Annotated in this window: 23 protein-coding genes and 1 riboswitch; of the genes, 8 read left to right on the plus strand and 15 right to left on the minus strand. The window is 73.9% G+C overall.

Features of this window, described 5'->3' with window-relative positions; genetic code table 11:
• Nucleotides 1–31: 31 nt before the first annotated feature.
• Nucleotides 32–1,570 (minus strand): 30S ribosomal protein S12 methylthiotransferase RimO, encoded by a 1,539-nt coding sequence (gene rimO, locus ACN260_RS21670; RefSeq protein ID WP_422752796.1) that lies wholly within the window; start codon nucleotides 1,568–1,570, stop codon nucleotides 32–34.
• 182 nt (nucleotides 1,571–1,752) lie between these two features.
• A complete protein-coding gene (locus tag ACN260_RS21675; RefSeq protein WP_422756784.1) occupies nucleotides 1,753–2,676 on the minus strand; it encodes an ornithine cyclodeaminase family protein in 924 nt (307 codons plus the stop codon).
• A gap of 91 nt (nucleotides 2,677–2,767) precedes the next feature.
• Nucleotides 2,768–2,834: riboswitch (guanidine-III (ykkC-III) riboswitch) on the plus strand.
• 57 nt (nucleotides 2,835–2,891) lie between these two features.
• On the opposite strand from ACN260_RS21675, the gene ACN260_RS21680 reads away from it, so the two are divergent.
• Nucleotides 2,892–3,206 carry a DMT family transporter gene (locus ACN260_RS21680; protein ID WP_145918443.1) on the plus strand — a complete coding sequence of 105 codons (315 nt, stop codon included), beginning with the start codon at nucleotides 2,892–2,894 and terminating at the stop codon, nucleotides 3,204–3,206.
• A 36-nt stretch (nucleotides 3,207–3,242) separates the two neighbouring features.
• On the opposite strand, the gene ACN260_RS21685 is transcribed toward ACN260_RS21680, so the two are convergent.
• Nucleotides 3,243–3,773, minus strand: coding sequence for a DinB family protein (locus ACN260_RS21685; RefSeq protein ID WP_422752797.1), 531 nt, complete (start codon nucleotides 3,771–3,773; stop codon nucleotides 3,243–3,245).
• Nucleotides 3,774–3,933: 160 nt separating this feature from the next.
• Between ACN260_RS21685 and ACN260_RS21690 the strand changes: the two genes are divergently transcribed.
• On the plus strand, nucleotides 3,934–4,179 hold the full coding sequence (locus ACN260_RS21690) for a hypothetical protein (RefSeq protein ID WP_088645592.1): 246 nt from the start codon (nucleotides 3,934–3,936) through the stop codon (nucleotides 4,177–4,179).
• A gap of 97 nt (nucleotides 4,180–4,276) precedes the next feature.
• On the opposite strand, the gene ACN260_RS21695 is transcribed toward ACN260_RS21690, so the two are convergent.
• Entirely contained in the window at nucleotides 4,277–6,748 is a 2,472-nt protein-coding gene (locus tag ACN260_RS21695; RefSeq protein WP_422752798.1) for a DNA translocase FtsK 4TM domain-containing protein, read from the minus strand.
• A gap of 113 nt (nucleotides 6,749–6,861) precedes the next feature.
• Here ACN260_RS21695 and ACN260_RS21700 point away from each other — a divergent pair, with 113 nt between their 5' ends.
• Together ACN260_RS21700 and ACN260_RS21705 are read left to right on the plus strand one after the other, a co-directional pair.
• A complete protein-coding gene (locus ACN260_RS21700; RefSeq protein ID WP_422752799.1) occupies nucleotides 6,862–7,338 on the plus strand; it encodes a YbjN domain-containing protein in 477 nt (158 codons plus the stop codon).
• Complete coding sequence (locus ACN260_RS21705) at nucleotides 7,335–8,939, plus strand: YbjN domain-containing protein (protein ID WP_422752800.1); 1,605 nt, start codon at nucleotides 7,335–7,337, stop codon at nucleotides 8,937–8,939. Before ACN260_RS21700 ends, ACN260_RS21705 begins: the two co-directional genes overlap by 4 nt.
• Before the next feature lie 81 nt (nucleotides 8,940–9,020).
• Here ACN260_RS21705 and ACN260_RS21710 read toward each other — a convergent pair whose 3' ends face one another.
• Nucleotides 9,021–10,220 carry a S1 family peptidase gene (locus ACN260_RS21710; protein ID WP_422752801.1) on the minus strand — a complete coding sequence of 400 codons (1,200 nt, stop codon included), beginning with the start codon at nucleotides 10,218–10,220 and terminating at the stop codon, nucleotides 9,021–9,023.
• Between the two features lie 183 nt (nucleotides 10,221–10,403).
• On the opposite strand from ACN260_RS21710, the gene ACN260_RS21715 reads away from it, so the two are divergent.
• Complete coding sequence (locus ACN260_RS21715; RefSeq protein ID WP_422752802.1) at nucleotides 10,404–10,643, plus strand: hypothetical protein; 240 nt, start codon at nucleotides 10,404–10,406, stop codon at nucleotides 10,641–10,643.
• A 117-nt stretch (nucleotides 10,644–10,760) separates the two neighbouring features.
• On the opposite strand, the gene ACN260_RS21720 is transcribed toward ACN260_RS21715, so the two are convergent.
• The 5 genes from ACN260_RS21720 to ACN260_RS21740 form a co-directional block, all read right to left on the minus strand.
• On the minus strand, nucleotides 10,761–12,449 hold the full coding sequence (locus ACN260_RS21720) for a ribonuclease J (RefSeq protein WP_363652156.1): 1,689 nt from the start codon (nucleotides 12,447–12,449) through the stop codon (nucleotides 10,761–10,763).
• A gap of 52 nt (nucleotides 12,450–12,501) precedes the next feature.
• On the minus strand, nucleotides 12,502–13,428 hold the full coding sequence (gene dapA / locus ACN260_RS21725) for a 4-hydroxy-tetrahydrodipicolinate synthase (protein ID WP_422752803.1): 927 nt from the start codon (nucleotides 13,426–13,428) through the stop codon (nucleotides 12,502–12,504).
• Nucleotides 13,429–13,474: 46 nt separating this feature from the next.
• Nucleotides 13,475–14,218: an FAD-dependent thymidylate synthase gene (gene thyX, locus ACN260_RS21730; RefSeq protein WP_088645583.1), complete on the minus strand. Its 744-nt coding sequence runs from the start codon at nucleotides 14,216–14,218 to the stop codon at nucleotides 13,475–13,477.
• Nucleotides 14,219–14,366: 148 nt separating this feature from the next.
• Nucleotides 14,367–14,945, minus strand: coding sequence for a DUF2752 domain-containing protein (locus ACN260_RS21735; protein WP_422756785.1), 579 nt, complete (start codon nucleotides 14,943–14,945; stop codon nucleotides 14,367–14,369).
• Between the two features lie 124 nt (nucleotides 14,946–15,069).
• Nucleotides 15,070–16,299 (minus strand): winged helix-turn-helix domain-containing protein, encoded by a 1,230-nt coding sequence (locus ACN260_RS21740; RefSeq protein ID WP_422752804.1) that lies wholly within the window; start codon nucleotides 16,297–16,299, stop codon nucleotides 15,070–15,072.
• A 78-nt stretch (nucleotides 16,300–16,377) separates the two neighbouring features.
• Here ACN260_RS21740 and ACN260_RS21745 point away from each other — a divergent pair, with 78 nt between their 5' ends.
• A complete protein-coding gene (locus ACN260_RS21745; RefSeq protein WP_422752805.1) occupies nucleotides 16,378–16,929 on the plus strand; it encodes a GNAT family N-acetyltransferase in 552 nt (183 codons plus the stop codon).
• Here ACN260_RS21745 and ACN260_RS21750 read toward each other — a convergent pair.
• Entirely contained in the window at nucleotides 16,828–18,162 is a 1,335-nt protein-coding gene (locus tag ACN260_RS21750) for a glycosyltransferase 87 family protein (protein ID WP_422752806.1), read from the minus strand. The two genes, ACN260_RS21745 and ACN260_RS21750, sit on opposite strands and share 102 nt — an antisense overlap.
• Before the next feature lie 36 nt (nucleotides 18,163–18,198).
• Between ACN260_RS21750 and ACN260_RS21755 the strand changes: the two genes are divergently transcribed.
• Both ACN260_RS21755 and ACN260_RS21760 read left to right on the plus strand, forming a co-directional pair.
• Entirely contained in the window at nucleotides 18,199–18,780 is a 582-nt protein-coding gene (locus tag ACN260_RS21755; protein WP_422752807.1) for a GNAT family N-acetyltransferase, read from the plus strand.
• Between the two features lie 115 nt (nucleotides 18,781–18,895).
• Nucleotides 18,896–19,276: a VOC family protein gene (locus ACN260_RS21760; protein WP_219468478.1), complete on the plus strand. Its 381-nt coding sequence runs from the start codon at nucleotides 18,896–18,898 to the stop codon at nucleotides 19,274–19,276.
• Nucleotides 19,277–19,288: 12 nt separating this feature from the next.
• Here ACN260_RS21760 and ACN260_RS21765 read toward each other — a convergent pair whose 3' ends face one another.
• The 4 genes from ACN260_RS21765 to ACN260_RS21780 form a co-directional block, all read right to left on the minus strand.
• The gene (locus tag ACN260_RS21765; RefSeq protein ID WP_422752808.1) at nucleotides 19,289–19,759 is read right to left on the minus strand and encodes a GNAT family N-acetyltransferase; all 471 of its coding nucleotides are present in this window, start codon (nucleotides 19,757–19,759) and stop codon (nucleotides 19,289–19,291) included.
• Nucleotides 19,760–19,862: 103 nt separating this feature from the next.
• Nucleotides 19,863–20,630, minus strand: coding sequence for a 4-hydroxy-tetrahydrodipicolinate reductase (gene dapB / locus ACN260_RS21770; RefSeq protein WP_422752809.1), 768 nt, complete (start codon nucleotides 20,628–20,630; stop codon nucleotides 19,863–19,865).
• Nucleotides 20,631–20,792: 162 nt separating this feature from the next.
• On the minus strand, nucleotides 20,793–22,157 hold the full coding sequence (locus ACN260_RS21775) for a M16 family metallopeptidase (RefSeq protein ID WP_422756786.1): 1,365 nt from the start codon (nucleotides 22,155–22,157) through the stop codon (nucleotides 20,793–20,795).
• A gap of 128 nt (nucleotides 22,158–22,285) precedes the next feature.
• Nucleotides 22,286–24,661, minus strand: a complete 2,376-nt coding sequence (locus ACN260_RS21780; RefSeq protein WP_422752810.1) for a polyribonucleotide nucleotidyltransferase — start codon at nucleotides 24,659–24,661, stop codon at nucleotides 22,286–22,288.
• Nucleotides 24,662–24,724 lie beyond the last annotated feature (63 nt).

The following is a 24,724-nucleotide window of genomic DNA, read 5'->3' on the forward strand; positions in this document are numbered from 1 at the left end:
CCTGGCTCCCCCGCTCCGTCCGGGCCCACCGTCACCGTTCCGCGCCGGGCGCCGCCGAGATCATCTCATCCGGCACGGCCACCAGGTCGACGCCCTCGGTCGCGGTGACCGTGGCCCGGACCAGGTCGCCGGGGCGCAACGCGGCCAGGTCGACCCCGCCGCCGACCGGGGCGACCAGGGTGGTCGAGCCGTCGACCTCGGGGGCCTGGTGCGCCGCCCGGCCCTCCACCACGCCGTCGTCGACCGTGTCGACGAGCACCTCGACGGTGCTGCCGAGCCGCTCCTCGGCCCGCTGCGAGCACAACTCGTCGGCGAGCGCGGCGAGCCGGTCGTAGCGGCGCTTGACGGTGGCGGCGGAGAGCTTGCCGGGCAGCCCGGCGGCCTCGGTGCCGTCCTCGTCGCTGTAGTCGAACACGCCGATCGCGTCGAGCCGCGCCTCGGTCAGGAAGCGGGTCAGCTCGGCCACGTCCTGCCGGGTCTCGCCGGGGAATCCGACGATGAAGTTGCTCCGCGCGCCCGCCTCCGGGGCCAGGGCGCGGGCGCTGGCCAGCAGCTCCAGGAACCGGTCGGTGGAGCCGAACCGGCGCATCCGGCGCAGCACCGGCTCGCTGGAGTGCTGGAAGGACAGGTCGAAGTAGGCGGCCACGCCGGGGGTGGTGGCGATCGCCTCGATCAGGCCGGGGCGGGTCTCGGCGGGCTGGAGGTAGCTGGCCCGCACCCGGACGATGCCGTCGATCGCGGCGAGCTGCGGCAGCAGCTTCTCCAGCGCCCGCGGGTCGCCCAGGTCCTTGCCGTACGACGTGGAGTTCTCGCTGACCAGCACCAGCTCACGGACGCCCGTCTTGGCCAGCCACTCCGCCTCGGCCAGCAGCTCGTCGGGGGTACGCGAGACGAACGCCCCCCGGAACGCGGGGATCGCGCAGAACGCGCACCGCCGGTCGCAGCCGCTGGCCAGCTTCAGCGAGGCCACCGGGCCGGTGTCGAGCCGGTGGCGCAGCACCTGCCGCAGGTGCGCCGGGGTGTGCTCGTCGGTCTCCGGCGCGACCCGGGTGGGGGTGCCGTGGCCGGGCAGGGAGACCGCCGACTCCCGCCGGGCGACCGGGGTCAGCGGCAGCAGCTCGCGGCGGTCGCGGGGGGTGTGCGCGCCGATCGACTCGCCGGCCAGTACCGCGTCGAGCCGGGCGGCGATGTCGGGGTAGTCGTCGAAGCTGAGCACCGCCTGCGCCTCGGGGAGGCTGTCGGCCAGCTCCCGGCCGTACCGCTCGGCCATGCAGCCGGCGGCGACCACCTTCGCCCCGGTGTCGGCGGCGGCGAGCAGGGTCTGGATAGAGTCCTGCTTGGCCTTCTCCACGAATCCGCAGGTGTTGACGACCACCACGTCGGCACCCTCGCCGTCGGTGGTGACCTGCCAGCCGTCGGCGTGCAGCCGGGCGGCCAGCTCCTCCGAGTCGACCTCGTTGCGGGCGCAGCCCAGGGTCAGCAGGGCGACCCGCCGGCCGTCGGCGGGCGATGGCTGCGGGGCGGGCCGCGACGGGCCGGCGTTGTCAGGCGTGGGGGTGGCGGACACCATCCGAGGGTACCGGGCGACGGAGCGGGCCCGACCGACGGCGGCGTGCGGTGTCGGCCGGTTCACCCCACCGCCCGGCCGATCGTTGATCAAATGACGAGAATGCACACGACACGCCGGGAACACCCGCCGGAATTGCAATCCGATCATGGTGCAGCCGCCCGCCGCAGCCGACGTACCGCCGGTCAGACCGTCGCCGCGCCCACCCGGACCAGCCGGTCCAGCAGGGCGACCTCGGTGCCGGCCAGGCCGGTGGAGCAGAACACCGACACCTGGTCCGCGCCGGTGCGGCCGGGGACCGCCCCGGCCAGCACCGCCCCCAGGTCCCGCAGCCTTTCCCGGTACGGCCCGACGGCGGTCAGCATCGGTGGGTCGTACGCCGCCGCCTGGGCCGGCGAGTCGGTGACCAGCACGTCGGCGGCGTCGAGCAGGTCGGTGCCGAACTCGTGCCGGTGCACCTGCTTGAAGCCGACGGTGTTGACGTGGGTGCCCGGGGCGAGGTCGGCGGCGGCCAGCACCGGGGTGACGCTGGTGGTGGCGAGCACCACCACGTCCCGGTCGCGGACCGCCTCGGCGGCGGAGCCGACGGCGCGGGCGGGTGTCCCCAGCTCGGCGCGGACCCGGGCGGCGAACGCCTCGCGGCGGGCCGCCGAGCGGCTGTGCACGGTCACCTCGCGCAGGGGCCGGACGGCGGCGGTCGCCCACACCTGCGTCCACGCCTGCCCGCCCGAGCCGATCACGCCCAGGGTGGCGGCGTCCGGGCGGGCCAGGGCGTCGACGGCCACCGCGCCCAGCCCGCCGGTACGCCGGGAGCCCAGCTCCGCGCCGACGGCGATGGCCCGTACCGACCCCGTCCGGGCGTCGTGCAGCACCACCAGTTGCTCGCCGGCCGGGTGGCCGAGGGTGTCGTAGGAGCGGAAGCCGTACCACTGGTCGGTGAGCTGCCCGGCGGTGAGCACCATCCGCCCGCCGGCCAGCGGCGCGGACGCCCGGGGTGGGGCGACGAGCCGGCCGGCGTGGGCGGCCAGCAGGGCGTCCCGCATCGCCGCGACGGTGGTCGGCGCGTCCAGGGTGGCGGCGACCTGCCGGTCGTCGAAGAGCAGCGTCATGGTCCCCATGCTGAAACCTCAAGCTGACTTCAGCTCAAGGTGTGGTGGGCAGGATCACCCCACCCCGCCGGCCGGCGGTGCTAGCGTCGGTCGTGGTGGCCCGCGCGGCCACCCCGGACGAGTCGCGGGCGTACCCGGTCAGGCCAAGACGCCCCGTACCGAACCGACTCGTCCCCGGCCGACGGCCCGGGACCGACCCCCCGAGGTGATGCCCGATGGCCTGGATCGTGCTGGTGCTCTCCGGACTCCTGGAGACCGCGTGGGCGGTCTCCCTCGACCGCAGCGCCGGATTCACCCGGCCGCTGCCCTCGACCGTCTTCGCGGTCACCCTGGTCGCCAGCATGGCCGGCCTGGCGTACGCGCTGCGCGACATCCCCGTCGGCACCGGTTACGCGGTCTGGGTCGGCATCGGGGCGGTCGGCACCGCCGTGGTCGGCATGGTCGCCCTCGGCGAGTCCACGAGCCTGCCCCGACTACTCAGCCTGCTGCTGGTGGTGGCCGGCGTGGTCGGCCTCAAGCTCTTCCACTGAGCCGCGCCACGGCCGCCCGGGAAGCCGCCCGGCGGGTCAGGGCGCGTCGCCCGCACGCCGCAGCAGCCGAAGCTGGCCGATCTCGGCGACGTTCTTCATCAGCTCGGCGTTCACCCAGGCGATCATGTGGGCGACGGTGTACGTGGGATCGTCCCGCCACGGGAACGACGCGGTCGCGTCGAGATCGGTGTCGCCGAGCTGGTCGAACACCGCCAACCACGCGGTACGCAGGTCACCCAGCCAGGCCACCGTCCGGTCCCGGTCACCGGGCCAGCCGATCTCGGTACGCTCCCGCGGCCGACGCCCCCGGGCATGGTCGCAGGCGACCGACCACCACCAGCCGATGTGCCAGGTGATCCAACCGATCGTCGGGACGGGGACCGGGTCGGGTTCGACGTCCGCCCAGTCCGGCACCCACCCGCCAGCGGCATCCGGGCGCATCGTCCAGCAGAGCGGCCCGGGTTCCCAGAGCAGGTCCGCCGGCTCCAGGCGTTCCAGGTGGTACCCGAACAGGGACCAGGTCAGGTCGAACTGCGAACGCAACAGGTCACGACGGGATGCCGGCACCGGGTGACCCTGTCATACCGCAGACCCCGGATCGACCGGAATTCCCGCGCCGGCACCCAAGTCGGCCGGGTGGGATGTCGCCGCCCGGTGCGTAGTTTCCGTCCGGTGTGGGTAGTGATCCATCACCACAGCAACCAGGCCCCCGACCACGGAGGACGTCATGGCCGACATCCACGCCCCCGCCCGCCCGCGTACCAACGCCGCCCGCATCTGCACCATCCTGGCGTTCGTCTTCGCCGTCGTCGCGCTGCTGATCGCGCCGGTCATCTTCGGCATCATCGGCCTGGCGCTCGGCATCGTCGGCGCGGTGCTCGGCGACAAGCCGCTGGGCTGGTACGCCGCCGCCGCGAACGTGGCCGCCATCGTCCTCAGCCTCGTGCTGATCAGCGCCATGATGAACAGCTGACCGGACACGACCCGCACGAACGGGCCCGCCGGATTCCGGCGGGCCCGTCGCACGTCCCGGCCCGGTCGGGGCTACGCCCCCGCGGGCGCGCGCCGGTTCAGTCCAGGTCGCCGCGCAGGCCGACCAGCACCTCTTCCAGTTCCTCCGGCTTGACCAGCACGTCGCGGGCCTTGGAACCCTCGGACGGGCCGACCACCCCCCGGGTCTCCATCAGGTCCATCAGCCGGCCCGCCTTGGCGAAACCGACCCGCAGCTTGCGCTGGAGCATCGAGGTCGAGCCGAACTGCGAGGTCACCACCAGCTCCACCGCCTGCACCAGCAGGTCCAGGTCGTCGCCGATGTCCTCGTCGATCTTCTTCTTGCTGTCCTGCGCCGGGGCCAGCACGTCGGAACGGAACTCCGGCTCGCGCTGGTCCTTGCAGAACTTCACCACGTCGGCGATCTCACGCTCGGTCACCCAGGCACCCTGGATGCGGATCGGCTTCGACGCGCCCATCGGCAGGAACAGCCCGTCGCCCCGGCCGAGCAGCTTCTCCGCGCCCGGCTGGTCGAGGATCACCCGGGAGTCGGCCAGCGACGAGGTGGCGAACGCCAGCCGGGACGGCACGTTCGCCTTGATCAGACCGGTCACCACGTCGACGCTCGGCCGCTGGGTGGCCAGCACCAGGTGGATGCCGGCGGCGCGGGCCAACTGGGTGATCCGGACGACCGAGTCCTCCACGTCGCGCGGGGCGACCATCATCAGGTCGGCCAACTCGTCCACGATCACCAGCAGGTACGGGTACGGCCGCATCTCCCGCTCGCTGCCCGGCGGGGCCTTGATCTCGCCGTTGCGAACCTTGCGGTTGAAGTCGTCGATGTGCCGGACCCCGTTGGCGGCGAGGTCGTCGTAGCGCATGTCCATCTCGCGCACGACCCACTCCAGCGAGTCGGCCGCCTTCTTGGCGTTGGTCACGATCGGGGTGACCAGGTGCGGAATGCCCTCGTAGCCGGTCATCTCGACCCGCTTGGGGTCGATCAGCAGCAGCCGCACCTCGTCCGGCGTGGCCCGGGTCAGGATGGACACCAGCAGGGTGTTGAGGCAGCTCGACTTGCCCGCGCCGGTGGCCCCGGCGATCAGGATGTGCGGCATCTTCGCGAGGTTGGCCACCACGAAGCCGCCCTCGATGTCCTTGCCGAGGGCCACCACCATCGGATGGTGGTCGCTGGTCGCGGCCCGGGACCGCAGCACGTCACCGAGGGCGACGTTCTCCGGGTCGGTGTTGGGGATCTCCACCCCGACCGCGCTCTTGCCCGGGATGGGGCTGAGGATGCGTACGTCGGGCGACTTCACCGCGTACGCGATGTTGCGGGAGAGCTGGGTGATCCGCTCGACCTTGACCCCGTGCCCCAGCTCGACCTCGTAGCGGGTGACGGTGGGGCCCCGGGTGAAGCCGGTGACCTCGGCGTCCACCCCGAACTGGTCGAAGACGCCGGTCAGCGCGGCGATCACCTCGTCGTTGGCCTTGCTGCGGGTCTTCGGGGCCGCGCCACCGCTGAGCATGTTGGCCGGCGGCAGCACGTAGTCGCCGGCCAGCCCGGTCAGCGCGAGCTGCTCGGCGCGGGTGGGCGGGGCGGAGTGCTCCGGCGGCTCCACCGGCCTGCGGCTGGCCGGCACCCGGCTCGCCGGCCGGCGGGGCAGCACGATCGTCTCCTGGAGGTCGACCTCCGGGCCGACGTCGTCGAAGTCGTCCGGGTCGGGAGGCGGGGGCGCGGCCTTGCGGGCCGGGCGTTTACGGGCCGGCTTCGCGACGACATCCGTCGGCTCGGCGTCCTCCTCCGTCGGGGCGTCGGGCGGGGCGACCAGCGTGCCGGCGAGCAGACCCAGCCGCTCCGGGATCTTGTTGATCGGGGTGGCGGTCACCACCAGCAGGCCGAAGACGAGCAGCAGGATCAGCAGCGGCATCGCCACCCAGGCGGTCACCGCCCGCTCCAGCAGGTCGCCGATGCCGGCGCCGACGAGGCCACCGGCGTAGTCACGCTGCACCGGGTCGACGGGATTCTGTCCGATGTGCAGCATCGCCGCCGTGGCGACCAGCATGGAACCCCAGCCGACCAGGCCCCGCCCCCGGTGCTCCGGGGCAACCGGGGTCCGCATCAACCGCCAGGCGCCGATCATCAGCAGCACCGGCACCACCACCGCGATCGCGCCCAGGAACAGGCGTACGGTGTCGGCCAGCCGTGCGCCGAACGGGCCGGCACCGGAGAACCAGATCGCCACCGCGCTGAGGATGGCCAGCCCGAACAGCAGCAGGCCGGCGCCGTCGCGGCGGTGCTCCGGGTCCAACTCCCGGGCCGAGGCGGCCTGCCGGCCGGCGGCCCGGAACCCCCAGCCGACCCCGTGCGCCAGCCCCATCCACAGTGCCCCGACAGCCCGACCCACGTACGCCGCCGGAGCGGGCCGGGGAGCCGGTCGCCGCCGGGCCGTCGCCCGGGTGGTCTTCTTCGCCGGCTGACGGGCACGACTGTTCGTGGTGCCGCGCGGCGACGCGCCGCGTCGCCGGCTCGCCTGAGAGGTACGGCCCGCCATAGAGTCACCGTAACGGCGTGACCCGGTAGATCGCCGCTTTTCCGGGTCGTGTCCGCGCGTCGCAGCACGGACCACGCCCGCAGACGTGTTATTCGCCTCAGAAGGGATGCCCGATGGCGTCGCCTGCTTTCGCGGACCGTCCCGACCCCCTCGCGGGTGACCCGCAGGCTCTGCGCCCGTTGACCGCCGACCTGGTCGCCGCCGTACTGGGCACCCGGGGGTACGTCGTGGTCGCCGACGGCGACGGGGACCTCGTGGGGCGCTGGGACGACAGCCTGATCTGGTTCCTACGCCAGGGCGGCCACGGCGAGCTGCTCCAGGTCCGCACCCTGGCGGCGGCGACGTTCGGCATCGAGCACGTGCCGGCGCTCTACGCCTTCTGCAACTCGTGGAACCACGAGCGGTTCTGGCCGAAGGCGTTCGTGCACGTCGACGACGACGGTCGGGCCCAGGTCTGCGGCGAGGTGACCACCGACCTGGAACGCGGGGTCACCCCGCACCAGCTCGACCGGCTGCTCGACCGTGGCATCACCGAAGGCTGCCGGCTCGCCGCCGCCGTCGGCCAGTTGCCCGGCCGGACGCCCGGATGACCGGCGGGTTCCGTCCCGGGGCGGACGGGCCGGCCGCGCCGCGCGACCCGGGCCTGGCCGCCGCGTTCGCCGACGCCGGGGACCTGCCCGACGGGGAGGCCCGGCTGGCCGAACTCGACCGGATCGCCGCCCGCGCCGACGCGCTGGGCGACCCGCACTCCGCCCTGGACGCCCGGTTCGCGCTGGTAGCGGCGTACCTGCGGCACGGTGGACGGTGGCGGATCATCGAACCGGTCCGCCGCCTGCTGGCCACCGTGGACCGGTCCCCCGACCTGCTCGACGCCCGCCCCGGCGACGCGGAACTGCTGCGGCGGCACCTGCGCCAGGCGGTGGAGGCCGCGATCGGCACCCCCCGGATCGGGCTGGACCAGGCCAACGTCCTGCTCGACGCGCTGGCCCGCCGGGTCGGCGCGGAGGCCGGCGTGGTCGCCCAGTTACGCTGCCGGCTCGCCGATCACGCCGGTGACGAGCCCACCGCCCGCCGGTGGTACGACAGGTGGACGGCCGCCGCGCCGGACCCGGAGGCCGGCTGCCCCGCCTGCCTGGCGGTACGCCGCGCCGAACTGCTCGCCGGCTGGGGCGACGACCGGGCCGCGTTGGCGGCGCTGCGTCCCGCGCTCGACGCCGGGGTCGACTGCACCGACCAGCCGGAACGGGCCCTCGCGGTGGGGCTGCTGCCGTGGTTGCGCACCGGGGCGGCCGGTCGGGCCGCGACGGCGCACCTGCGGGCGTACCGGCGGCACCGGCGGGAACGGTCCGCGTTGCCGTACCTGGCCGCGCAGTTACGGTTCTGCGCGCTGGCCGGGCATCCGGACCGGGCGCTGGACCTCCTCGCCGAGCAGTTGCCCCGGCTGGACCACCCCTACGACGACCTGTCGGCGATGGAGTTCGCCACCGCCGGGGCGCTGGTCTGCGCGCTCGCCGCCGAGTCCGGCCGGGACGCCCGCCGGATCCGCCGCCCCGGCCACGCCGACCGGCCCGCCGCCGACCTGGACGTGGCGACCCTCGGCACCGACCTGCTGGCCGAGGCGAACCGGCTCGCCGGCAGCTTCGACGCGCGCAACGGCACCGGGCACCACGCCGGCCGGATCGCCGCCTGGCTGGCCGAACGGCCCACCGGTGACCCGGTGCCCCTGCCGACGCCGGAGAGCGTCGACGACCCCGCCGACGAACCGTTCCTGCCCTCGGCCGAGGAACCGGCCCCGCTGAGCCTTTCGCAGCTCACCGCCGTGCTGGATACCCGGGGCGACGTGTACGCGGTGGATGCCGCAGGCGTGGTGGTCGGTCGCTGGGACGAGGCGGTCGTGCAGTTCCGCCTGCTGGGCCGGGACGGGGAGATCCTGCACGCCCGGGTGGTGGCGGCCCGGCGGCTGGCGGCGGGCCGGCTCGCCGAGGCGTACGAGTTCTGCAACGCGTGGAACCACGACCGGCTGCTGCCGAAGGCGTACGTCCACGAACTGCCCGGCGGTGAGCTGGTGCTGGCCGGCGACGTCACCACCGACCTGGCGCACGGGGTGGCCCCGGCGCAGCTCGGCATCCTCGTCGACGCGGCGGTGAGCACCGGCGTCGCGTACGCCGCCGCGGTCGCCGCCCTGCCCTGACCGCCACCGCCCGCACACGGCAGCGGCCCCCGACCTCCGGGCGGTGGAGGTCGGGGGCCGCGGTACCGGGGCCGGGGGTGGTTACCGGCCGCGTCGCGTCGCCTGCTGGCCACCGTTCGCGGTGACCAGGGTCAGGTTGTTGCGCTGGAGGATCTCGTTGACCGGCTGGAAGAAGGTGACGCCGCCGACGGTGCAGTCACCGGAGCCGCCGGAGGTGACGCCCTGCGCCTGGTCACCGGCGATCCACGACCCACCGGAGTCGCCCGGTTCGGCGCAGACGTCGGTGCGGGTCAGCCCGGTCACCGTCCCCTCCGGGTAGTTGACGGTGGCGTTGCGGGCCTGGACGACGCCGCACCGGGCCCCGGTGGTGGAGCCGGAACGGCAGATCGACGCGCCGGGCGGCACCTCGACGGAGCCGTTGACCGGCACCGTACCGCCGTTGAAGTCGCTGACCACCCCCTGCGGGGTCCACTGGCCGTTGGTGCGCACGAACGCCCAGTCGTCACGCGGGAACGACGACGCCGCGAACACCCCCTGCCGGGCCTGGTTGAACCCGGTGGTGCGGTCCCCGACCCGGCCGCAGTGCCCGGCGGTGACGAACCCGCCCACCACGGAGAAGCCGATCGAGCAGCGCCCGACGTCGTTGATGAAGAACGGGTCGCCGCCGACCAGGTCGAACAGCGGTCGCGGCTGCTCCCGGGAGGTGGTGACCCGCACCGCGTCCGCCGGGGCCCCGCTGCCCGCCGCCCACCGGCGGGCCCGCGCCTCGGCACCCGGCTGGGCGAGCACCACCACGGAGTTGGTGGCGACGTCGACGTACCAGCCGGTGATGGCCGGGGATGCCTGACCGCCCACCGCGTCGAGCCGGGTCTTCGCCGCGTCCAGCTCGCCGACGGCCCGGTCGACCGGCTTGGGCACGGCACCGGCGGCCCGGACCCGGTCGGCCTTCGCGGGGTCGGCGACCGCCACGTTCAGGGTGGACCCGTCGCCGCTGAGCCAGGCCCCGCCGTAGTCGTTGCCGAGCGCGGCCCGCAGCCCGGTCAACCGGGCTGCGGCCTGCTGCTCGGCGGTCAACCGCCGGACCGCCTGGTCCCGGCTGATCCGCAGGTCGCGGCTGAGCGCGTCCACCACCTCGGGGGCCGGCCCGCCGGCCGCGCGGGCGTCAGGGCCCCCGGCGCGGGGCGCGCCCTGGTCACCGGCGAACGACGGCAGGGTCACCGCCGCCGTCAGTCCCGCCGCCGCCAGCACGACGCCGATCGCTGTCATCCGTCTGCGGTCCATCCGCCATGCTCCTCCCGGCCGACGCGGGGTACGCCCGCCGGACGGAGGTACGCAGACGACCGCCGTTCGGATGAGCCGATCGGCAGTTATCGACGTACGGTGACCGTCGGGTCACGCATTCCCGCGCTGCCTGTCCCCCGCAGGGTGTGGTTGGCCCGTCGACCGCTGCCGATACTGGGAGCCATGCAGGCGCGACGACAGCTCGGCGAGTTCCTCCGCTCGCGACGCTCCCGGCTCAGCCCCGAGGAGGTCGGAGTGGCCACCTACGACGACCGACGGCGGGTGCCGGGCCTGCGCCGGGAGGAGCTGGCCCTGCTGGCCGGGGTGAGCCGGACCCTGCTGACCGGTGCCGACGGGCTCCAGAACCCCACCTCGGTGGCCGTACGCGGACACACGGTCCTGGTGGCAGCGCCGCCTACGTGACCGCGACCGACCCCAACCTGATCGTGGCCACCCTGCGCCACCGCTGAGCCGACCGGACGCAACGGGCCGGCCACCGTCGACGGTGGCCGGCCCGTTGCGTCCGGGTGGGGAACCCGCTCAGACCTCGACGACGGTCGGGACGATCATCGGGCGGCGGCGGTACGCGTCGTTGACCCAGCGCCCCACGGTGCGCCTGACGATCTGCTGGAGCTGGTGCGGGTCGGTGACGCCGTCCGCGGCGGCCCGGTTCAGCGCCTCGGTGACCAGCGGAATCACCGGGTTGAACGCGGCCGGGTCCTCGGAGAAGCCCTTCGCCGACAGGGTCGGGCCGGCGACCACCTTGCCGGTGACCGAGTCGACGACCACGGTGGTGGCGATGAAACCGCCGTCGCCGAGGATCCGCCGCTCGGTGAGCAGCGACTCGCTGACGTCCCCCACGGCCAGGCCGTCGACGTAGACGTAGCGGCTCTTCACGTGCCCGACCACGCTGGCCCGGCCCTCGACCAGGTCGACGACGTCGCCGTCCTCGCAGATCACCACGCGGTCCGGCGCGACACCGGACTCGATGCCGAGCCGGGCGTGCGCCCGCAGGTGCCGCCACTCGCCGTGCACCGGCATCAGGTTGCTCGGGCGCACCACGTTGAGCAGGTAGAGCAGTTCACCGGCCGGGGCGTGCCCGGAGACGTGCACCTTGGCGACGTCCTTGTGCACCACCACCGCACCGGCCCGGGCCAGCCGGTTGATCACCCGGTAGACCGAGGTCTCGTTGCCGGGCACCAGCGACGAGGCGAGCACGACCGTGTCCCCGGGGGCGATGGTGATGTGCCGGTGGTCGCCGCTGGCCATCCGGCCCAGGGCGCTCATCGGCTCGCCCTGCGAACCGGTGGACATCAGCACGATCTGGTCGGGCGGCAGCGTGGTGGCCTCCTCGATGCCGATCACCAGCCCGGCCGGGATGTTGAGCAGGCCGAGGTCGCGGGCGATGCCCATGTTGCGGACCATCGAGCGGCCGATCAGCGCCACCTTGCGGCCGTGCTCCAGCGCCGAGTCGAAGACCTGCTGCACCCGGTGCACGTGCGAGGCGAACGAGGCGACGATGATCCGCCCCTTCGCCTTCGCGAAGATCGAGTCGAGCACCGGCCCGATCTCCCGCTCCGGGGTGACGAAACCGGGGATCTCGGCGTTGGTGGAGTCCGACAGCAGCAGGTCGACGCCCTCCGCGCCGAGCCGGGCGAAGCCGGCCAGGTCGGTGATCCGGCCGTCCAGCGGGAGCTGGTCCATCTTGAAGTCACCGGTGTGCAGCACCAGGCCGGCCGGGGTACGCACCGCCACCGCCAGGGCGTCCGGGATCGAGTGGTTGACCGCGAAGAACTCGCACTCGAACGGGCCCAGCCGCTCCCGGCCGCCCTCGCGGACGGTGAGCGTGTAGGGCTGGATACGCCGCTCGGCCAGCTTCGCCTCGACCAGGGCGAGGGTGAACTGGGAGCCGACCAGGGGGATGTCCGGCTTGTGGGCGAGCAGGTACGGCACCGCGCCGATGTGGTCCTCGTGACCGTGGGTCAGCACGATCGCCTGCACGTCGGCCAGCCGGTCCAGGATCGGTGCGAAGTCGGGCAGGATCAGGTCCACCCCGGGCTGCTCCACGTCGGGGAAGAGCACCCCGCAGTCGACGATCAGCAGCTTGCCGTCGTACTCGAAGACGGTCATGTTCCGACCGATGGCACCGAGTCCGCCGAGCGGGATGATCCGCAGCCCGCCCTCGGGCAGCGGCGGGGGCAGTTCACCCTCGAATTGCGCCTCGGTCACGCGTCCACCTCATTCTGCGACGCCGTAACCCGGCGTCCGTCGTGTCGTTCGATCATTCGGGCAGGTTCAGGCCCGCCGCCGCGCAGTCCGCGCGCAGCAGGGCCAGTTCGTCGTCGGTGGCGTCCACCAGCGGCGGACGCACCGGTCCGGCGGGCAGGCCCAGCACGTTCAGGCCCGCCTTCACCAGGATGGTGCCCGGGCTACGGAAGATCCCGGTGAACAGCGGCAGCAGCCGCCGGTGCAGGGCCAGCGCCGTGCCGGTGTCACCCGCGTCGTACGCCTCGATCATCTGCTTGGCGAGCGCGCCGGTGAAGTGGGTCGACGTGCCGACCAGCCCGACCCCGCCGACCGCGAGGGTGGGCAGGGTGAGCGAGTCCTCGCCGCTGTAGAAGGCGAGGTCGGTGCGGCTGGTCACCCAACTGGTGGCGGTCAGGTCACCCTTGGCGTCCTTGACCGCGACGATCCGCTCGTGCGCGGCGAGCCGCACCAGCGTCTCGGTCTCGATCGGCACCCCGGCACGGTGCGGGATGTCGTACATCATGATCGGCAGGCCGGTGCCGTCGGCGACGGCGGTGAAGTGCGCCACCAGCCCCCGCTGCGGCGGCCGGCTGTAGTACGGGGTCACCACCAGCAGGCCGTGCGCGCCGGCCTTCTCGGCCATGGCGGCCAGCTCGATGGTGTGCCGGGTGTCGTTGGTGCCGACGCCGGCCACGATCCGCGCCCGGTCACCGATCGCCTCGACCACCGCGCGGATCAGGGTCTCCTTCTCCGCGTCCGAGGTGGTCGGCGACTCGCCGGTGGTGCCGTTGAGCACCAGCGCGTCGTTGCCCTGCTCGTCGACGAGGTAGGTCGCCAGCCGGACGGCCCCGTCCAGATCGAGGGAGCCGTCGGCGGTGAACGGGGTCGCCATCGCGGTGAGCAGCCGCCCGAACGGGCGCGACACGCCCCGGTCGGGGGCGGCAGGGTGGTCGTGCGTCATGCTCACAACCTAGCGGACGAGCACCGGACAGCCGGTGGGGAAGGGCTCAGGACAGCTGTGCGTGCGGGCTGGTCGCCACCTCGGTGCCATCGGGCAGCGTCGAGACGACGAAGTCGGCGAAGACGTTCGGGGCGACCCGCTGGAGCTGCCGCAGGCACTCCACGGCCAGCTCACGGATCTCCACGTCGGCGTGCTCGGTGGCCCGCATCCCGATGAAGTGCCGCCAGGCGCGGTAGTTGCCGGTGACCACGATCCGGGTCTCGGTGGCGTTGGGCAGCACCGCCCGCGCCGCCTGCCGGGCCTGCTTGCGGCGCAGCGTCGGGTTGGGCTCGTCGGCGAACCGCTGCTCCAACCCCTCCAGCAGCTCGGTGTACGCCCGCACGCTCGCCTCGGCGGCCTCGACGAACCGCTTGTGCAGCTCCGGGTCGTCGGCGATCACCGCCGGCTCGACCATCGCCGCGTCCCGCTCCGGCACGTAACGCTGGGAGAGCTGGGAGTAGGAGAAGTGCCGGTGCCGGATCAGCTCGTGGGTGAACGAGCGGGACACCCCGGTGAAGTAGAACGTCACGCTGCCGTGCTCCAGCACCGACAGGTGCCCGACCTCCAGGATGTGCGCCAGGTAGCCGGCGTTGGTGGCGGTCGCCGGGTTCGGCTTCTTCCAGCTCTGGTAGCAGGCCCGGCCGGCGAACTCGGCGAGCGCCTGGCCGCCCTCGGCGTCGGTCGACCACGGCACGCCGTCGGGGGCCTGGAACTGGGTCCACGCGATCAACTGCACCTGGGGCTGCACCATCTCCGGCATTCCTGCGACTGTAATGGCCCGGTGGGCTGCGGGGAAACTCGGGCCACCGCGCTGACCAGCGAGATCATGGACAGTTCCGGCCGGGGGCGGTGGCGGGTGGCCAACGTCTCCCACCCGGCCCGCCGCCCGCCCCGGCCGGTCAGACGTAGAGCGCGGTGAACGGCGCCCAGGGCAGGTTGCGCAGCACCGAGAAGGCCATCCAGACGGCGAGGAACCCGCCGATCACCGGGGAGCTGAGCCGAAGCTCGGGCAACCGCCACCCGAACGCCTGCCGCCCCGCCCAGGCGACGAAGAGGTACGCCAGGAAGGGCACCGCGAAGACGAACACGGCGTGGTGGCGGGCGGCGGCCGGCAGGTCGGCGTGCAGCAGGTACCACAGCGCGCGGGTGCCCCCGCAACCCGGACAGTCCAGCCCGGTGGTCAGCTTGAGCAGACAGCTCGGCGCGGCGTCCGGGTCGCTGGTGGTCGGGTCACTGACCAGCGCGTACGCCATGCCGGCGGCGACACAGCCGAGTGCGGCCAGCGGGGCGGCCCAGCGCGGTGACCGGGCGTGCAGCCGGAGCACGAACCGGGTGAGCCGGTCCGGCTCGGGCTGCTGCCACACCACCGGCGGCCCCGCCGGCCAGGACCCGGGCGGCACCCCGTCGACGCCCGCCCCCGCCGCCGGGTGGAGGTGCGGGTCGGTCGGCGTGCCGGCGGGGTACGGACCGGTCGGCATGCCGACGGCGGGCGGGTCGCTCAGCGTGTGGGTGGTGCCGGCCGGTGCGGAACCGGTCGACGTCGGATCGGTGCCCTGCCCCGACCGGGTCGGCCCGGTCGGCCCGTCAACGCTCGTCACGGCCTCACGGTACACCGGCGAGGCTGCGCAACGCGGCGGCCAGCGGGGCGGCCAGGTCGCCGGCCGCCGGTGGGGCGACCGCGTCCAGGCCGAGCCAGCCGGCCAGCCGGTACAGCTCGGCGGCGAGCGCGACGGCGGTGTCCCCCGGGTCGACGCCGGGCTCCTGCCAGGCCGCCGGCACCAGCAGCACCCCGGCCTTCCGGTCGGCCTTGAGGTCGACCCGGGCGGTGAAGCGTTCCCCCTGCAGGAACGGCAGCACGTAGTAGCCGTGCACCCGCTGCGCGGCCGGCACGTAGATCTCGATCCGGTAGCCGAAGCCGAACAGCCGCTCGGTGCGGGCCCGCTCCCAGACCAGCGGGTCGAACGGGCTGACCAGGGTGTTGCCCCGCACCCACCGGGGCAACCGGGCGTCGACGTGCCGCCAGGCCGGCTGCCGCCACCCCTGCACCGTCACCGGCACCAGCTCACCGGCCTCGACCAGGTCGGCGACCGCCTGCCGGGCACCGGCCAACGGGAGCCGGAAATAATCCCGCAGCTCCGGCTCGGCGGCCACCCCCAGCGACCGGGCGGCCACCCCGACCAGGGTGCGGTACGCCTGCGCGTCGGTCGGCGTGGGCGCGTCGAGCGCGGCCGCCGGCAGCACCCGTTCGGGCAGGTCGTAGCGGCGGGCGAAGGAGGGCGTCCGGTCGGCGGCGGTGACCTCGCCGGCCCAGAACAGGAACTCCAGCGCCCGCTTCACCGCCGACCAGTTCCAGCCCCAGTTGCCGGTCTCCCGGGGCGCGTCGTGTTCGATCTCGGCGGCGGTCAGCGGCCCGGCGGCGGCCACCTCGTCGCGCACCCAGGCGACCAGGTCGGGCTGCTCGGCGGCGATCCGGCGCATCCCGCCCCAGGCGTCGTCGCGGGCCTTGGCCATCCGCCAGCGCAGCGCGGCGTGCAGCCCCACCGGCACCAGGGACGCCTCGTGCCCCCAGTATTCGAACAGCTCGCGGGGGCTGCGGTAGGCCGCGGTGTCGAGCAGGGTGGTCGGGTAGGGGCCGAGCCGGCTGTAGAGCGGCAGGTAGTGCGCCCGTTGCAGCACGTTGACCGAATCCATCTGGATCAGCCCGACCCGGTCGAGCACCCGGCGCAGGTGCCGGCGGGTGGGCGCCCCGGCGGGCGCGGGGTCGGCGAAGCCCTGGGCGGCGAGCGTCATCCGCCGGGCCTGGGCGAGCGAGAGCGATTCCGGTGCGGCCATCGCCGACGACCCTAGACCAGCGGTACGACTCCGGAGCGGACACTGGACCGACCGCCCGTCGGGGCATAGAACGGACGCATGCTCACCATCCGCCGCGAGGAACCCGACGACGCCGAGGCGATCGCCCGGGTGCACATCCACGGCTGGCAGGCCGGGTACGCCGGCATCATGCCCGCCGAGGTGCTGGCCCGGCTCAACCCGGTGGCCTGGGCGCAACGCCGGCGGGACGTGGGCACGGCCGACCCGGAACATCCGTTCACCACCCTGCTCGCCGAGGTGGACGGGCTGCCGGCCGGGTTCACCACCTTCGGGCCGTACCGCAACAACCAGGACCGGGGCGACCTGGACCCGGCGTACGGCGAGGTGCTGGCGATGTACGTGGAGCCGGCGCACTGGGGCGACGGCACCGCGCGGCGGCTGTTCGCCGCGGCCCGCGACGGGCTGGCGGCACGCGGCTGGCGGGAGTACCGGCTCTGGGTGCTCGCCGACAACGCCCGCGCCCGCCGGTTCTACGAGCGGGCCGGCCTGTCAGTCGACGGCGAGCGGTCCCGTTACCCGGTGCCGCTGGCCGGTGGCGGTCCCCCGGTCCACCTCGACGAACTGCGCTACACCGGCCGGTTGCCCGGCTGAGCCCGCCGGCCGCCCGGCGCCGGGGTCGACCGGTCCCGCCGGCTCGCCGGGCCGGCCGCCGACCGGTGCCGCCCAGGTGCGGACCGGCAGCAGCACCAGCAACGCGAGGCTGATCCAGACGTAGGTGTTACTGCCCAGGAAGCCGCCCACCCCGGTGAAGTCCTTCTCCCAGGCCCAGACGATCCGGCTGCACAGCAGCAGGTAGGAGACCACCGCGAGGGCCGACAGCGCGCGCCGCCGCAGGCTGCCGGTGGGCGCGGCGACCGCATTGTCGACCAGCAGGATCAGCGCCGGGATCAACCAGACCAGGTGGTGCACCCAGGTGACCGGGCTGACCAGGCACATCAGCGCGCCGGTCAGGGCCAGCCCGGTGGCCTCGTCGCCCACCGCCACGGCGGACCGGCAGCGCCACGCCCAGACGGCCAGGGTGACCAGCACCAGCACCAGCCAGGCCAGGGTGCTCGGATGTTCCGGGTCGAGCCGGGCCACCATCCCGCGCAGCGACTGGTTGGACACGAACGCCAACTCGCCCACCCGGTCGGTGTTCCACAGCGCCGACGTCCAGAACTCCCGGGCGGCGTCGGGGAAGAGGGCCGCGGCGAGCAGGGTGGCGGCGGCCGCGGCGGCGACGGCGGTGCCGGCGGCCCGGAACCGCCTGGTGACCAGCAGGTAGACGATGAACACGCCCGGGGTCAGCTTGATCGCGGTGGCCAGCCCGATGCCGACCCCGGCCCACCGGTTGCCGGCCGGCAGCAGCCGCAGCAGGTCCACCGCCACCAGGAACAGCAGCAGCATGTTGACCTGGCCGAAGTTGACCGTCTCCCGCATCGGCTCGAACGCGGCGGCCAGGCAGAGCGCCACCGCCAGGACGAACCACCGGGTCCAGCCGGCCCGCCGGGCGACCGGGTCGAGCAGCCACCAGACCAGCACCGCACTGACCACCACCGTGGCGGCCACGCTGACGGTGATCGCGGCCGGCCACGGCAGGTACGCCATCGGCAGCATCACCAGCGCGGCGAACGGCGGGTAGGTGAAGCCGTACTGGGTGCCGGGCTTGAGGTAGTCGTAGATCTCGCCGTGGTCGTGGACCCAGAAGGTCAGTGCGCCGTAGTAGACCTTCAGGTCGAAGAAGCCGTGCCGGACGGCCGCCACGGAGAGGAAGGCGGCCACCGCGACGGCGAGCACCACCACCGCGACGACCTGCCCGGCCGTCCGCCTGGCCCCCTGCGCCACCGTCGTCTCCCTCGCTGTGGCCTAGGCTTTCGTGCCATGGCTCTGGGGTACGTCCGCCCGGCGCGTCCCGAGGACGCCGCCGAGATCGCCCGTGTGCAGCTCGCGACCTGGCGGGTCGCGTACCGTCGGCTGCTGCCCCGGCACGTGCTCGACAACCTGGACGAGGCCTGGCTCGCCCGGCGGTGGAGCGCGGCGGTGCAGGAGCCACCCTCGGCTGCGCACCGGGTGCTCGTCGCCGTGGAACAGGCCGAGCAATCCTATCTGGTGGGGTTCGCGGCTTCCGGGCCGGCGGACGCCGAAGCGCTCGCCCCGGGCGAGCCGGAGGCGGCGCTGGGCGCCGGGGTGGTCGCGGTGACCGACCTGCTGGTCGAGCCGCGCTGGGGTCGGCGCGGGCACGGCAGCCGGCTGCTCGCCGCCGCCGTGGACGCCTGGCGCGGCGACGGGTTCACCCACGCGGTCGCCTGGACGTTCGACGGCGACGAGGCGACCCGGAAGTTCCTCACCAGCACCGGCTGGGAGCCGGACGGCGCGGCCCGCGCGCTGGACGTCGACGACATGCTCGTCCCCCAGGTACGGCTGCACGTCGCGGTCCCCACCGAGCCGGACGACACGCCCTGACCCGGCGGCGTGTCGGCAGCGGTCGCGGCCCGGTCGACGCGTCCCGGCCGGTTCTGTCGGCCCACCCTGGTAGACCGGAGGCGGCGGTGCGCCACCGACGGTGAGGGAGACGGGCATGTTCCGGGACACGAAGGCGTTCAGCGGGTTCTCGGCCGACGACACCGACCGGGCCCGGGAGTTCTACGCCGGCACCCTCGACCTGCGGGTGTCGCAGCTCGGCGGCCCCGGTGGGCTGCTGATGCTGCACCTGGCCGGCGACCGGGACGTGGTGGTCTATCCCAAGGCCGACCACGTGCCGGCGACGTTCACGGTGCTCAACTTCCCGGTGGCCGACGTCGACCGGGCGGTCGACGAACTCACCGCACGCGGGGTTCGGTTCGCGCGCTACCCGGGTCTGCCGCAGGACGACCGGGGGATCATGCGCGACAACGGGCCGACCATCGCCTGGTTCACCGACCCGGCCGGCAACATCCTGTCCGTCATCGAGCAGGAGTGACCCCGCGCCGGGTCAACGACGCAGCTCGACGACCAGCTCGTCGTCCTCCACCGCCCCGGTCGGGGTGAACCCCAGCGAGGTGTAGAGCCGGGCGGCGGCCATGTTGTCCGGGTGGTACGACAACCGGACGGGGTGCTCGCCGTCCGGCCCGCCCAGCCAGGCGGCGAGGGTGCGTACGGCGGCCCGGCCCACCCCCCGGCCCTGCTCGGCGGCGTCGATCAGCATCCCGCCGATCCACCGCGACCCGTCGTCGTCCACGCCCCACATGACGTGGCCGGCCACGGTCTCGTCGGCGTGCACCGCCAGCGACGTCCAGACCTCGGAACGCGAGGTCAGCACCAGGTAACGGGCCGCCAGCGCCGGCACCCACCCCCGTTGGTCGTCGCGGGGGGCCAGGTCGGCCACCGCCCGCCAGTTGTCGTCGTCCACCGGGCGCAGGGTGACCCGCCGCCCGAGCCGATCGGTATGTCCGGAATCCAGCACCGGGGCAGCCTAGGGCGCACCCCGGCGCACCGCCAACGAATTCGCCGCCACCGCCGCACCCGGCGTCGACGCGACCCCGACCGCCGGCCCCGGCCGGACGGGGCTAGTCGAGCAGGGCGTCCAGGCCGACGGTCAGCCCCGGGCGCTGCCGGACCGCCCGCACCGCCAGCAGCACCCCGGGCATGAACGACACCCGGTCGTACGAGTCGTGCCGGATGGTCAGCGTCTCGCCCAGGGTGCCGAACAGCACCTCCTGGTGGGCGAGCAGGCCGGTGGCCCGGACCGCGTGCACGCGTACCCCGTCGATGTCGGCGCCCCGCGCGCCGGGCACCTCGTCCCTGGTCGCGTCGGGAGCGGGGCCGAGGCCGGCCTCGGCGCGGGCCTGCGCGACCAGCCGGGCCGTGTGGGTGGCGGTGCCGCTCGGCGCGTCGAGCTTGCGTGGATGGTGCTGCTCGATGATCTCCACGGACTCGAAGTGCCGGGCCGCGCGGGCGGCGAACTGCATCATCAGCACCGCGCCGATGCCGAAGTTGGGGGCGATCACCACCCCGAGATCGGGCCGGTCGGCCAGCCAGCCGCGCACCTGCTCCAGCCGCTGCCCGGTGAAGCCGGTGGTGCCGACCACCGCGTGCACGCCCTGGTCGATGCACCAGCGCAGGTTGTCCATGACCACGTCCGGGGTGGTGAAGTCGACGACCACCTCGGCGGCGGAGGCGGCGGACAGCTCGTCACCCTGGTCGACGGCGGCCACCAGCGTCAGGTCGTCGGCCCCGTCGACCGCCCGGCACACCTCGGCGCCCATCCGGCCCCGGGCCCCCAGCACGCCGACCCGGACCGGTCCACCCGGGCCCTTCTCCTGCTCGTCAGTCACGCGGCACAACCTATCCCAATCGGGACGCGGGCCACCGCCGGACCACCACCGTCCCACCGGCCGGTCCCGGTACGCACTCCGGACCCGACCGCGGGTGGCCGCCTACCCCGGACACCGGCGGGTCGGACCACCGCCGGGACGCCCCGGCGGCGGGCGACGGGCTCAGCCGGCGAAGTCGTGCTCGCCGAACGGGCCGACCACCGCCAGCGACATCGGCCGGTTCAGCAGCTCGGCGGCGAGGGTGTTCACGTCGGCCACGGTCACCGCGTCGACCCGGGCCAGCAGCTCGTCCACCGGCATCAGGTCGCCGTAGAGCAGCTCACCCTTGGCCAGCCGGCTCATCCGGGAGCCGGTGTCCTCCAGGCCCAGCACGAACGAGCCCTTGCTCATCCCCTTGCCCCGGGCCACCTCCGCCTCGGTGAGCCCGTCGGCGGCCACCCGGGCCAGCTCGGCGCGGGTCAACCGGAGCACCTCGTCGACCTTGCCCGGCGCGCAGCCGGCGTAGACGGCGAACAGGCCGCTGTCGGCGTACTGGCTGGCGTAGGAGTAGACCGAGTAGGCCAGGCCACGCCGTTCCCGGATCTCCTGGAACAGCCGGCTGGACATGCCGCCGCCGAGGACGTTGTTGAGTACCCCGAGGGCGAACCGCCGCTCGTCGACCCGGTCGATGCCGGGGCAGCCGAGGATGACGTGCGCCTGCTCGGTCTCCTTCGGCTCGACCAGGACGGCGGCCGGCTTCGTGCGTACCGCCGGGGTGTTGCGCCGGGGCGTGCCCGGCGCGGCCGGGCCGGTGTCCAGCGGGGTGCCGCGCAGCGCCTGACGGACCAGCCGCACCACGGCGGAGTGGTCGAGGTTGCCGGCGGCGGCGATCACGATCTGCGGCGCGGTGTAGCGGCGGCGGTAGAAGCTCTGGATCTGCCGGCGGGTCATCGGGGTGACCGTCTCCTCGGTGCCGGAGATCAACCGGCCGAGGGGGTGGTCGCCGTAGACGGCGCGGGCGAACAGGTCGTGCACCTCGTCGCCGGGCTCGTCGTCGTGCATGGCGATCTCTTCGAGGATGACCCCGCGTTCGGTCTCCACGTCGGCCGGTTCCAGCAGCGAGTCGGCGACCGCGTCGCACATCACGTCGATGGCCAGCGGCAGGTCCTCGTCGAGCACCCGCGCGTAGTAGCAGGTGTATTCCTTGGTGGTGAAGGCGTTGGTCTCGCCGCCCACCGCCTCGATCTCGGCGGAGATCTCCAGCGCGGTGCGCTTGTGGGTGCCCTTGAACAGCAGGTGTTCCAGGAAGTGCGCGGCACCGGCCTGCGGGCCCGTCTCGTCCCGCGAGCCGACCGTGACCCAGATGCCGAACGAGACGCTGCGCATCGTCGGGATCGCCTCGGTGAGCACCCGCAGCCCGCTCGGCAGCACGGTCCGCCGCACGGTGCCGCCCAGCGGGTCGTCACTGATCGTGCGGGTGACCGCCCGGGACGGTGCCCCAGCACGGCCGGGCTGCCCGGCGACGGCGTGCCGGACCGGCGACGGCACCGGCTGCCGGCCCGGGGGAAACGACGAACGCTGGGCGCGGCTCACGCAGACCTGCTTCCCGTGCGACGAGGGGTGGAGGGAACACACCGGCCGGGTGACGACGTCGTCGTCACCCGGCCGGTCACTGCTCAGCTGTGCCGGGTACGCCGACGCGGACGCTCGCCGCCGTCGCCACCCTCGCCGCCACCCGGGCCACGCTCGCCGCGCTCCGGCGCGCGACCACCCCGGTCACCGCCCCGGTCACCGCGGTCACGCGGACCCCGGTCGCCGCCCCGACCGGCCGGCCGGTCGCCGCCGGCGGCCTCACCGGCGGCCGGTGCCTCGGCACCCTCCGGCCGGACCTTGTCCAGGTAGATCTTGCCGCGGGCGTCGATGTCCGCGATCTCCACCTCGACCTTGTCGCCGACGTTGAGGAAGTCCTCGACCCGCTCGACCCGCTTGCCGTCGCCCACCTTGGAGATGTGCAGCAGGCCGTCGCGGCCGGGCAGCAGCGAGATGAACGCGCCGAACGCGGCGGTCTTGACCACCGTGCCGAGAAACCGCTCGCCGGCCTTGGGCAGGGTCGGGTTGGCGATCCCGTTGATCCGGTCCACGGCGGCCTGGGCCGACGGGCCGTTGGTCGCGCCGACGTAGATCGTGCCGTCGTCCTCGATGGAGATCTCGGCGCCGGTCTCGTCCTGGATGGCGTTGATGGTCTGCCCCTTCGGGCCGATCACCATACCGATCTTGTCCACCGGGATCTTGACGGTGGTGACCCGGGGCGCGTAGTCCGACATCTCGGCCGGAGCCTCGATCGCCGCCTGCATCACCCCGAGGATGGTCTGCCGGGCCTCGTTCGCCTGCTGGAGCGCGGCGGCGAGCACGTCCGACGGGATGCCGTTGAGCTTGGTGTCGAGCTGGAGCGCGGTGACGAACTCCGGCGTGCCGGCGACCTTGAAGTCCATGTCACCGAACGCGTCCTCGGCACCGAGGATGTCGGTCAGCGTCACGTACTGGGTCTTGCCGTCGACCTCGTCGGAGATCAGGCCCATCGCGATGCCGGCCACCGGCGCCTTGAGCGGCACACCGGCCGACAGCAGCGCCAGCGTCGAGGCGCAGACCGACCCCATCGAGGTCGAGCCGTTGGAGCCGAGCGCCTCGGACACCTGCCGGATGGCGTACGGGAACTCCTCGCGCGACGGCAGCACCGGCAGCAGCGCCCGCTCGGCCAGCGCGCCGTGGCCGATCTCCCGCCGCTTCGGCGAGCCGACCCGGCCGGTCTCCCCGGTCGAGTACGGCGGGAAGTTGTAGTTGTGCATGTAACGCTTGCGGTTCTCCGGGGAGAGGGTGTCCACCATCTGCTCCATGCGCAGCATGTTCAGCGTGGTGACACCGAGGATCTGGGTCTCGCCCCGCTCGAACAGCGCGGAACCGTGCACCCGGGGCAGCACGCCGACCTCGGCGGTCAGCGGCCGGATGTCGCGCGGCCCCCGGCCGTCGATGCGGACCTGCTCGCGCAGCACCCGGTTGCGGACCTCGGACTTGGTCAGCGAACGGAAGGCGGCGGAGAGTTCCTTCTCCCGGCCCTCGAAGCGGGCCGTCAGCTCCTCGGCGACCCTGGCCTTGACCCGGTCCAGGGCCTCCTCGCGGTCGGCCTTGCCGGCGATCTGGAGCGCCTCGGCCACCTCGGCGCGGACCAGCTCGGCCACCGCCTGGTAGACGTCGTCCTGATAGTCGAGGAAGACCGGGAACTCGGTGACCGGCTTCGCGGCCACCTCGGCCAGCTCGCTCTGCGCGCGGCACAGCTCGCGGATCGCCGGCTTGGCGGCCTCCAGGCCGCTGGCGACGATCTCCTCGGTCGGAGCGGTCGCGCCGGCCGCGATCAGGGTCACCGCGTGCGGGGTCGCCTCGGCCTCGACCATCATGATCGCGACGTCGCCGTCCTCGAGTGCCCGGCCGGCCACCACCATGTCGAAGGTGGCCCGGGACAGCTCCTCCAGGGTCGGGAAGGCCACCCACTGGCCCTCGACGTGGGCCACCCGGGTCGCCCCGATCGGGCCGGAGAACGGCAGGCCGGACAGCTTCGTCGACATCGAGGCCGCGTTGATGGCGACCACGTCGTACGGGTGCTGCGGGTCGAGCGCGAGGACGGTCTCGACGACCTGCACCTCGTTGCGCAGGCCCTTGACGAACGACGGGCGCAGCGGCCGGTCGATCAGCCGGCAGGTGAGGATCGCGTCCTCGCTGGGTCGGCCCTCACGGCGGAAGAACGAGCCGGGGATGCGGCCCGCGGCGTACATCCGCTCCTCGACGTCGACGGTCAGCGGGAAGAAGTCGAACTGCTCCTTCGGGTGCTTACCGGCGGTGGTGGCGGAGAGGACGACCGTCTCGCCGAGCTGGGCGATGACGGAGCCGGCGGCCTGGCGGGCCAGCCGGCCGGTGGAGAAGGTGATCTCACGGGTGCCGAAGGACCCGTTGTCGATCACGGCGGTGCGGGATTCGGTGCCGAGGTTGGTCTCGGTCATGTGCTGCGGTACTCCTTCGCGTCGTGGGCCCACGACACCGGAGCTGCTCAGACGGCCGGTCTT

It is taken from the genome of Micromonospora sp. WMMD708, assembly GCF_049315245.1.
In the GTDB taxonomy this organism is placed as follows: Bacteria; Actinomycetota; Actinomycetes; order Mycobacteriales; family Micromonosporaceae; genus Micromonospora; species Micromonospora wenchangensis.

Bases quoted from the DNA above. Each gene is read 5' to 3' on its own strand.
- rimO (WP_422752796.1), bottom strand. From the start codon at position 1,570: ATGGTGTCCGCCACCCCCACGCCTGACAACGCCGGCCCGTCGCGGCCC.
- ACN260_RS21675 (WP_422756784.1), bottom strand. From the start codon at position 2,676: ATGACGCTGCTCTTCGACGACCGGCAGGTCGCCGCCACCCTGGACGCG.
- ACN260_RS21680 (WP_145918443.1), top strand. From the start codon at position 2,892: ATGGCCTGGATCGTGCTGGTGCTCTCCGGACTCCTGGAGACCGCGTGG.
- ACN260_RS21690 (WP_088645592.1), top strand. From the start codon at position 3,934: ATGGCCGACATCCACGCCCCCGCCCGCCCGCGTACCAACGCCGCCCGC.
- ACN260_RS21695 (WP_422752798.1), bottom strand. From the start codon at position 6,748: ATGGCGGGCCGTACCTCTCAGGCGAGCCGGCGACGCGGCGCGTCGCCG.
- ACN260_RS21700 (WP_422752799.1), top strand. From the start codon at position 6,862: ATGGCGTCGCCTGCTTTCGCGGACCGTCCCGACCCCCTCGCGGGTGAC.
- ACN260_RS21705 (WP_422752800.1), top strand. From the start codon at position 7,335: ATGACCGGCGGGTTCCGTCCCGGGGCGGACGGGCCGGCCGCGCCGCGC.
- ACN260_RS21710 (WP_422752801.1), bottom strand. From the start codon at position 10,220: ATGGACCGCAGACGGATGACAGCGATCGGCGTCGTGCTGGCGGCGGCG.
- ACN260_RS21715 (WP_422752802.1), top strand. From the start codon at position 10,404: ATGCAGGCGCGACGACAGCTCGGCGAGTTCCTCCGCTCGCGACGCTCC.
- dapA (WP_422752803.1), bottom strand. From the start codon at position 13,428: ATGACGCACGACCACCCTGCCGCCCCCGACCGGGGCGTGTCGCGCCCG.
- thyX (WP_088645583.1), bottom strand. From the start codon at position 14,218: ATGGTGCAGCCCCAGGTGCAGTTGATCGCGTGGACCCAGTTCCAGGCC.
- ACN260_RS21735 (WP_422756785.1), bottom strand. From the start codon at position 14,945: ATGCCGACCGGTCCGTACCCCGCCGGCACGCCGACCGACCCGCACCTC.
- ACN260_RS21740 (WP_422752804.1), bottom strand. From the start codon at position 16,299: ATGGCCGCACCGGAATCGCTCTCGCTCGCCCAGGCCCGGCGGATGACG.
- ACN260_RS21745 (WP_422752805.1), top strand. From the start codon at position 16,378: ATGCTCACCATCCGCCGCGAGGAACCCGACGACGCCGAGGCGATCGCC.
- ACN260_RS21755 (WP_422752807.1), top strand. From the start codon at position 18,199: ATGGCTCTGGGGTACGTCCGCCCGGCGCGTCCCGAGGACGCCGCCGAG.
- ACN260_RS21760 (WP_219468478.1), top strand. From the start codon at position 18,896: ATGTTCCGGGACACGAAGGCGTTCAGCGGGTTCTCGGCCGACGACACC.
- ACN260_RS21780 (WP_422752810.1), bottom strand. From the start codon at position 24,661: ATGACCGAGACCAACCTCGGCACCGAATCCCGCACCGCCGTGATCGAC.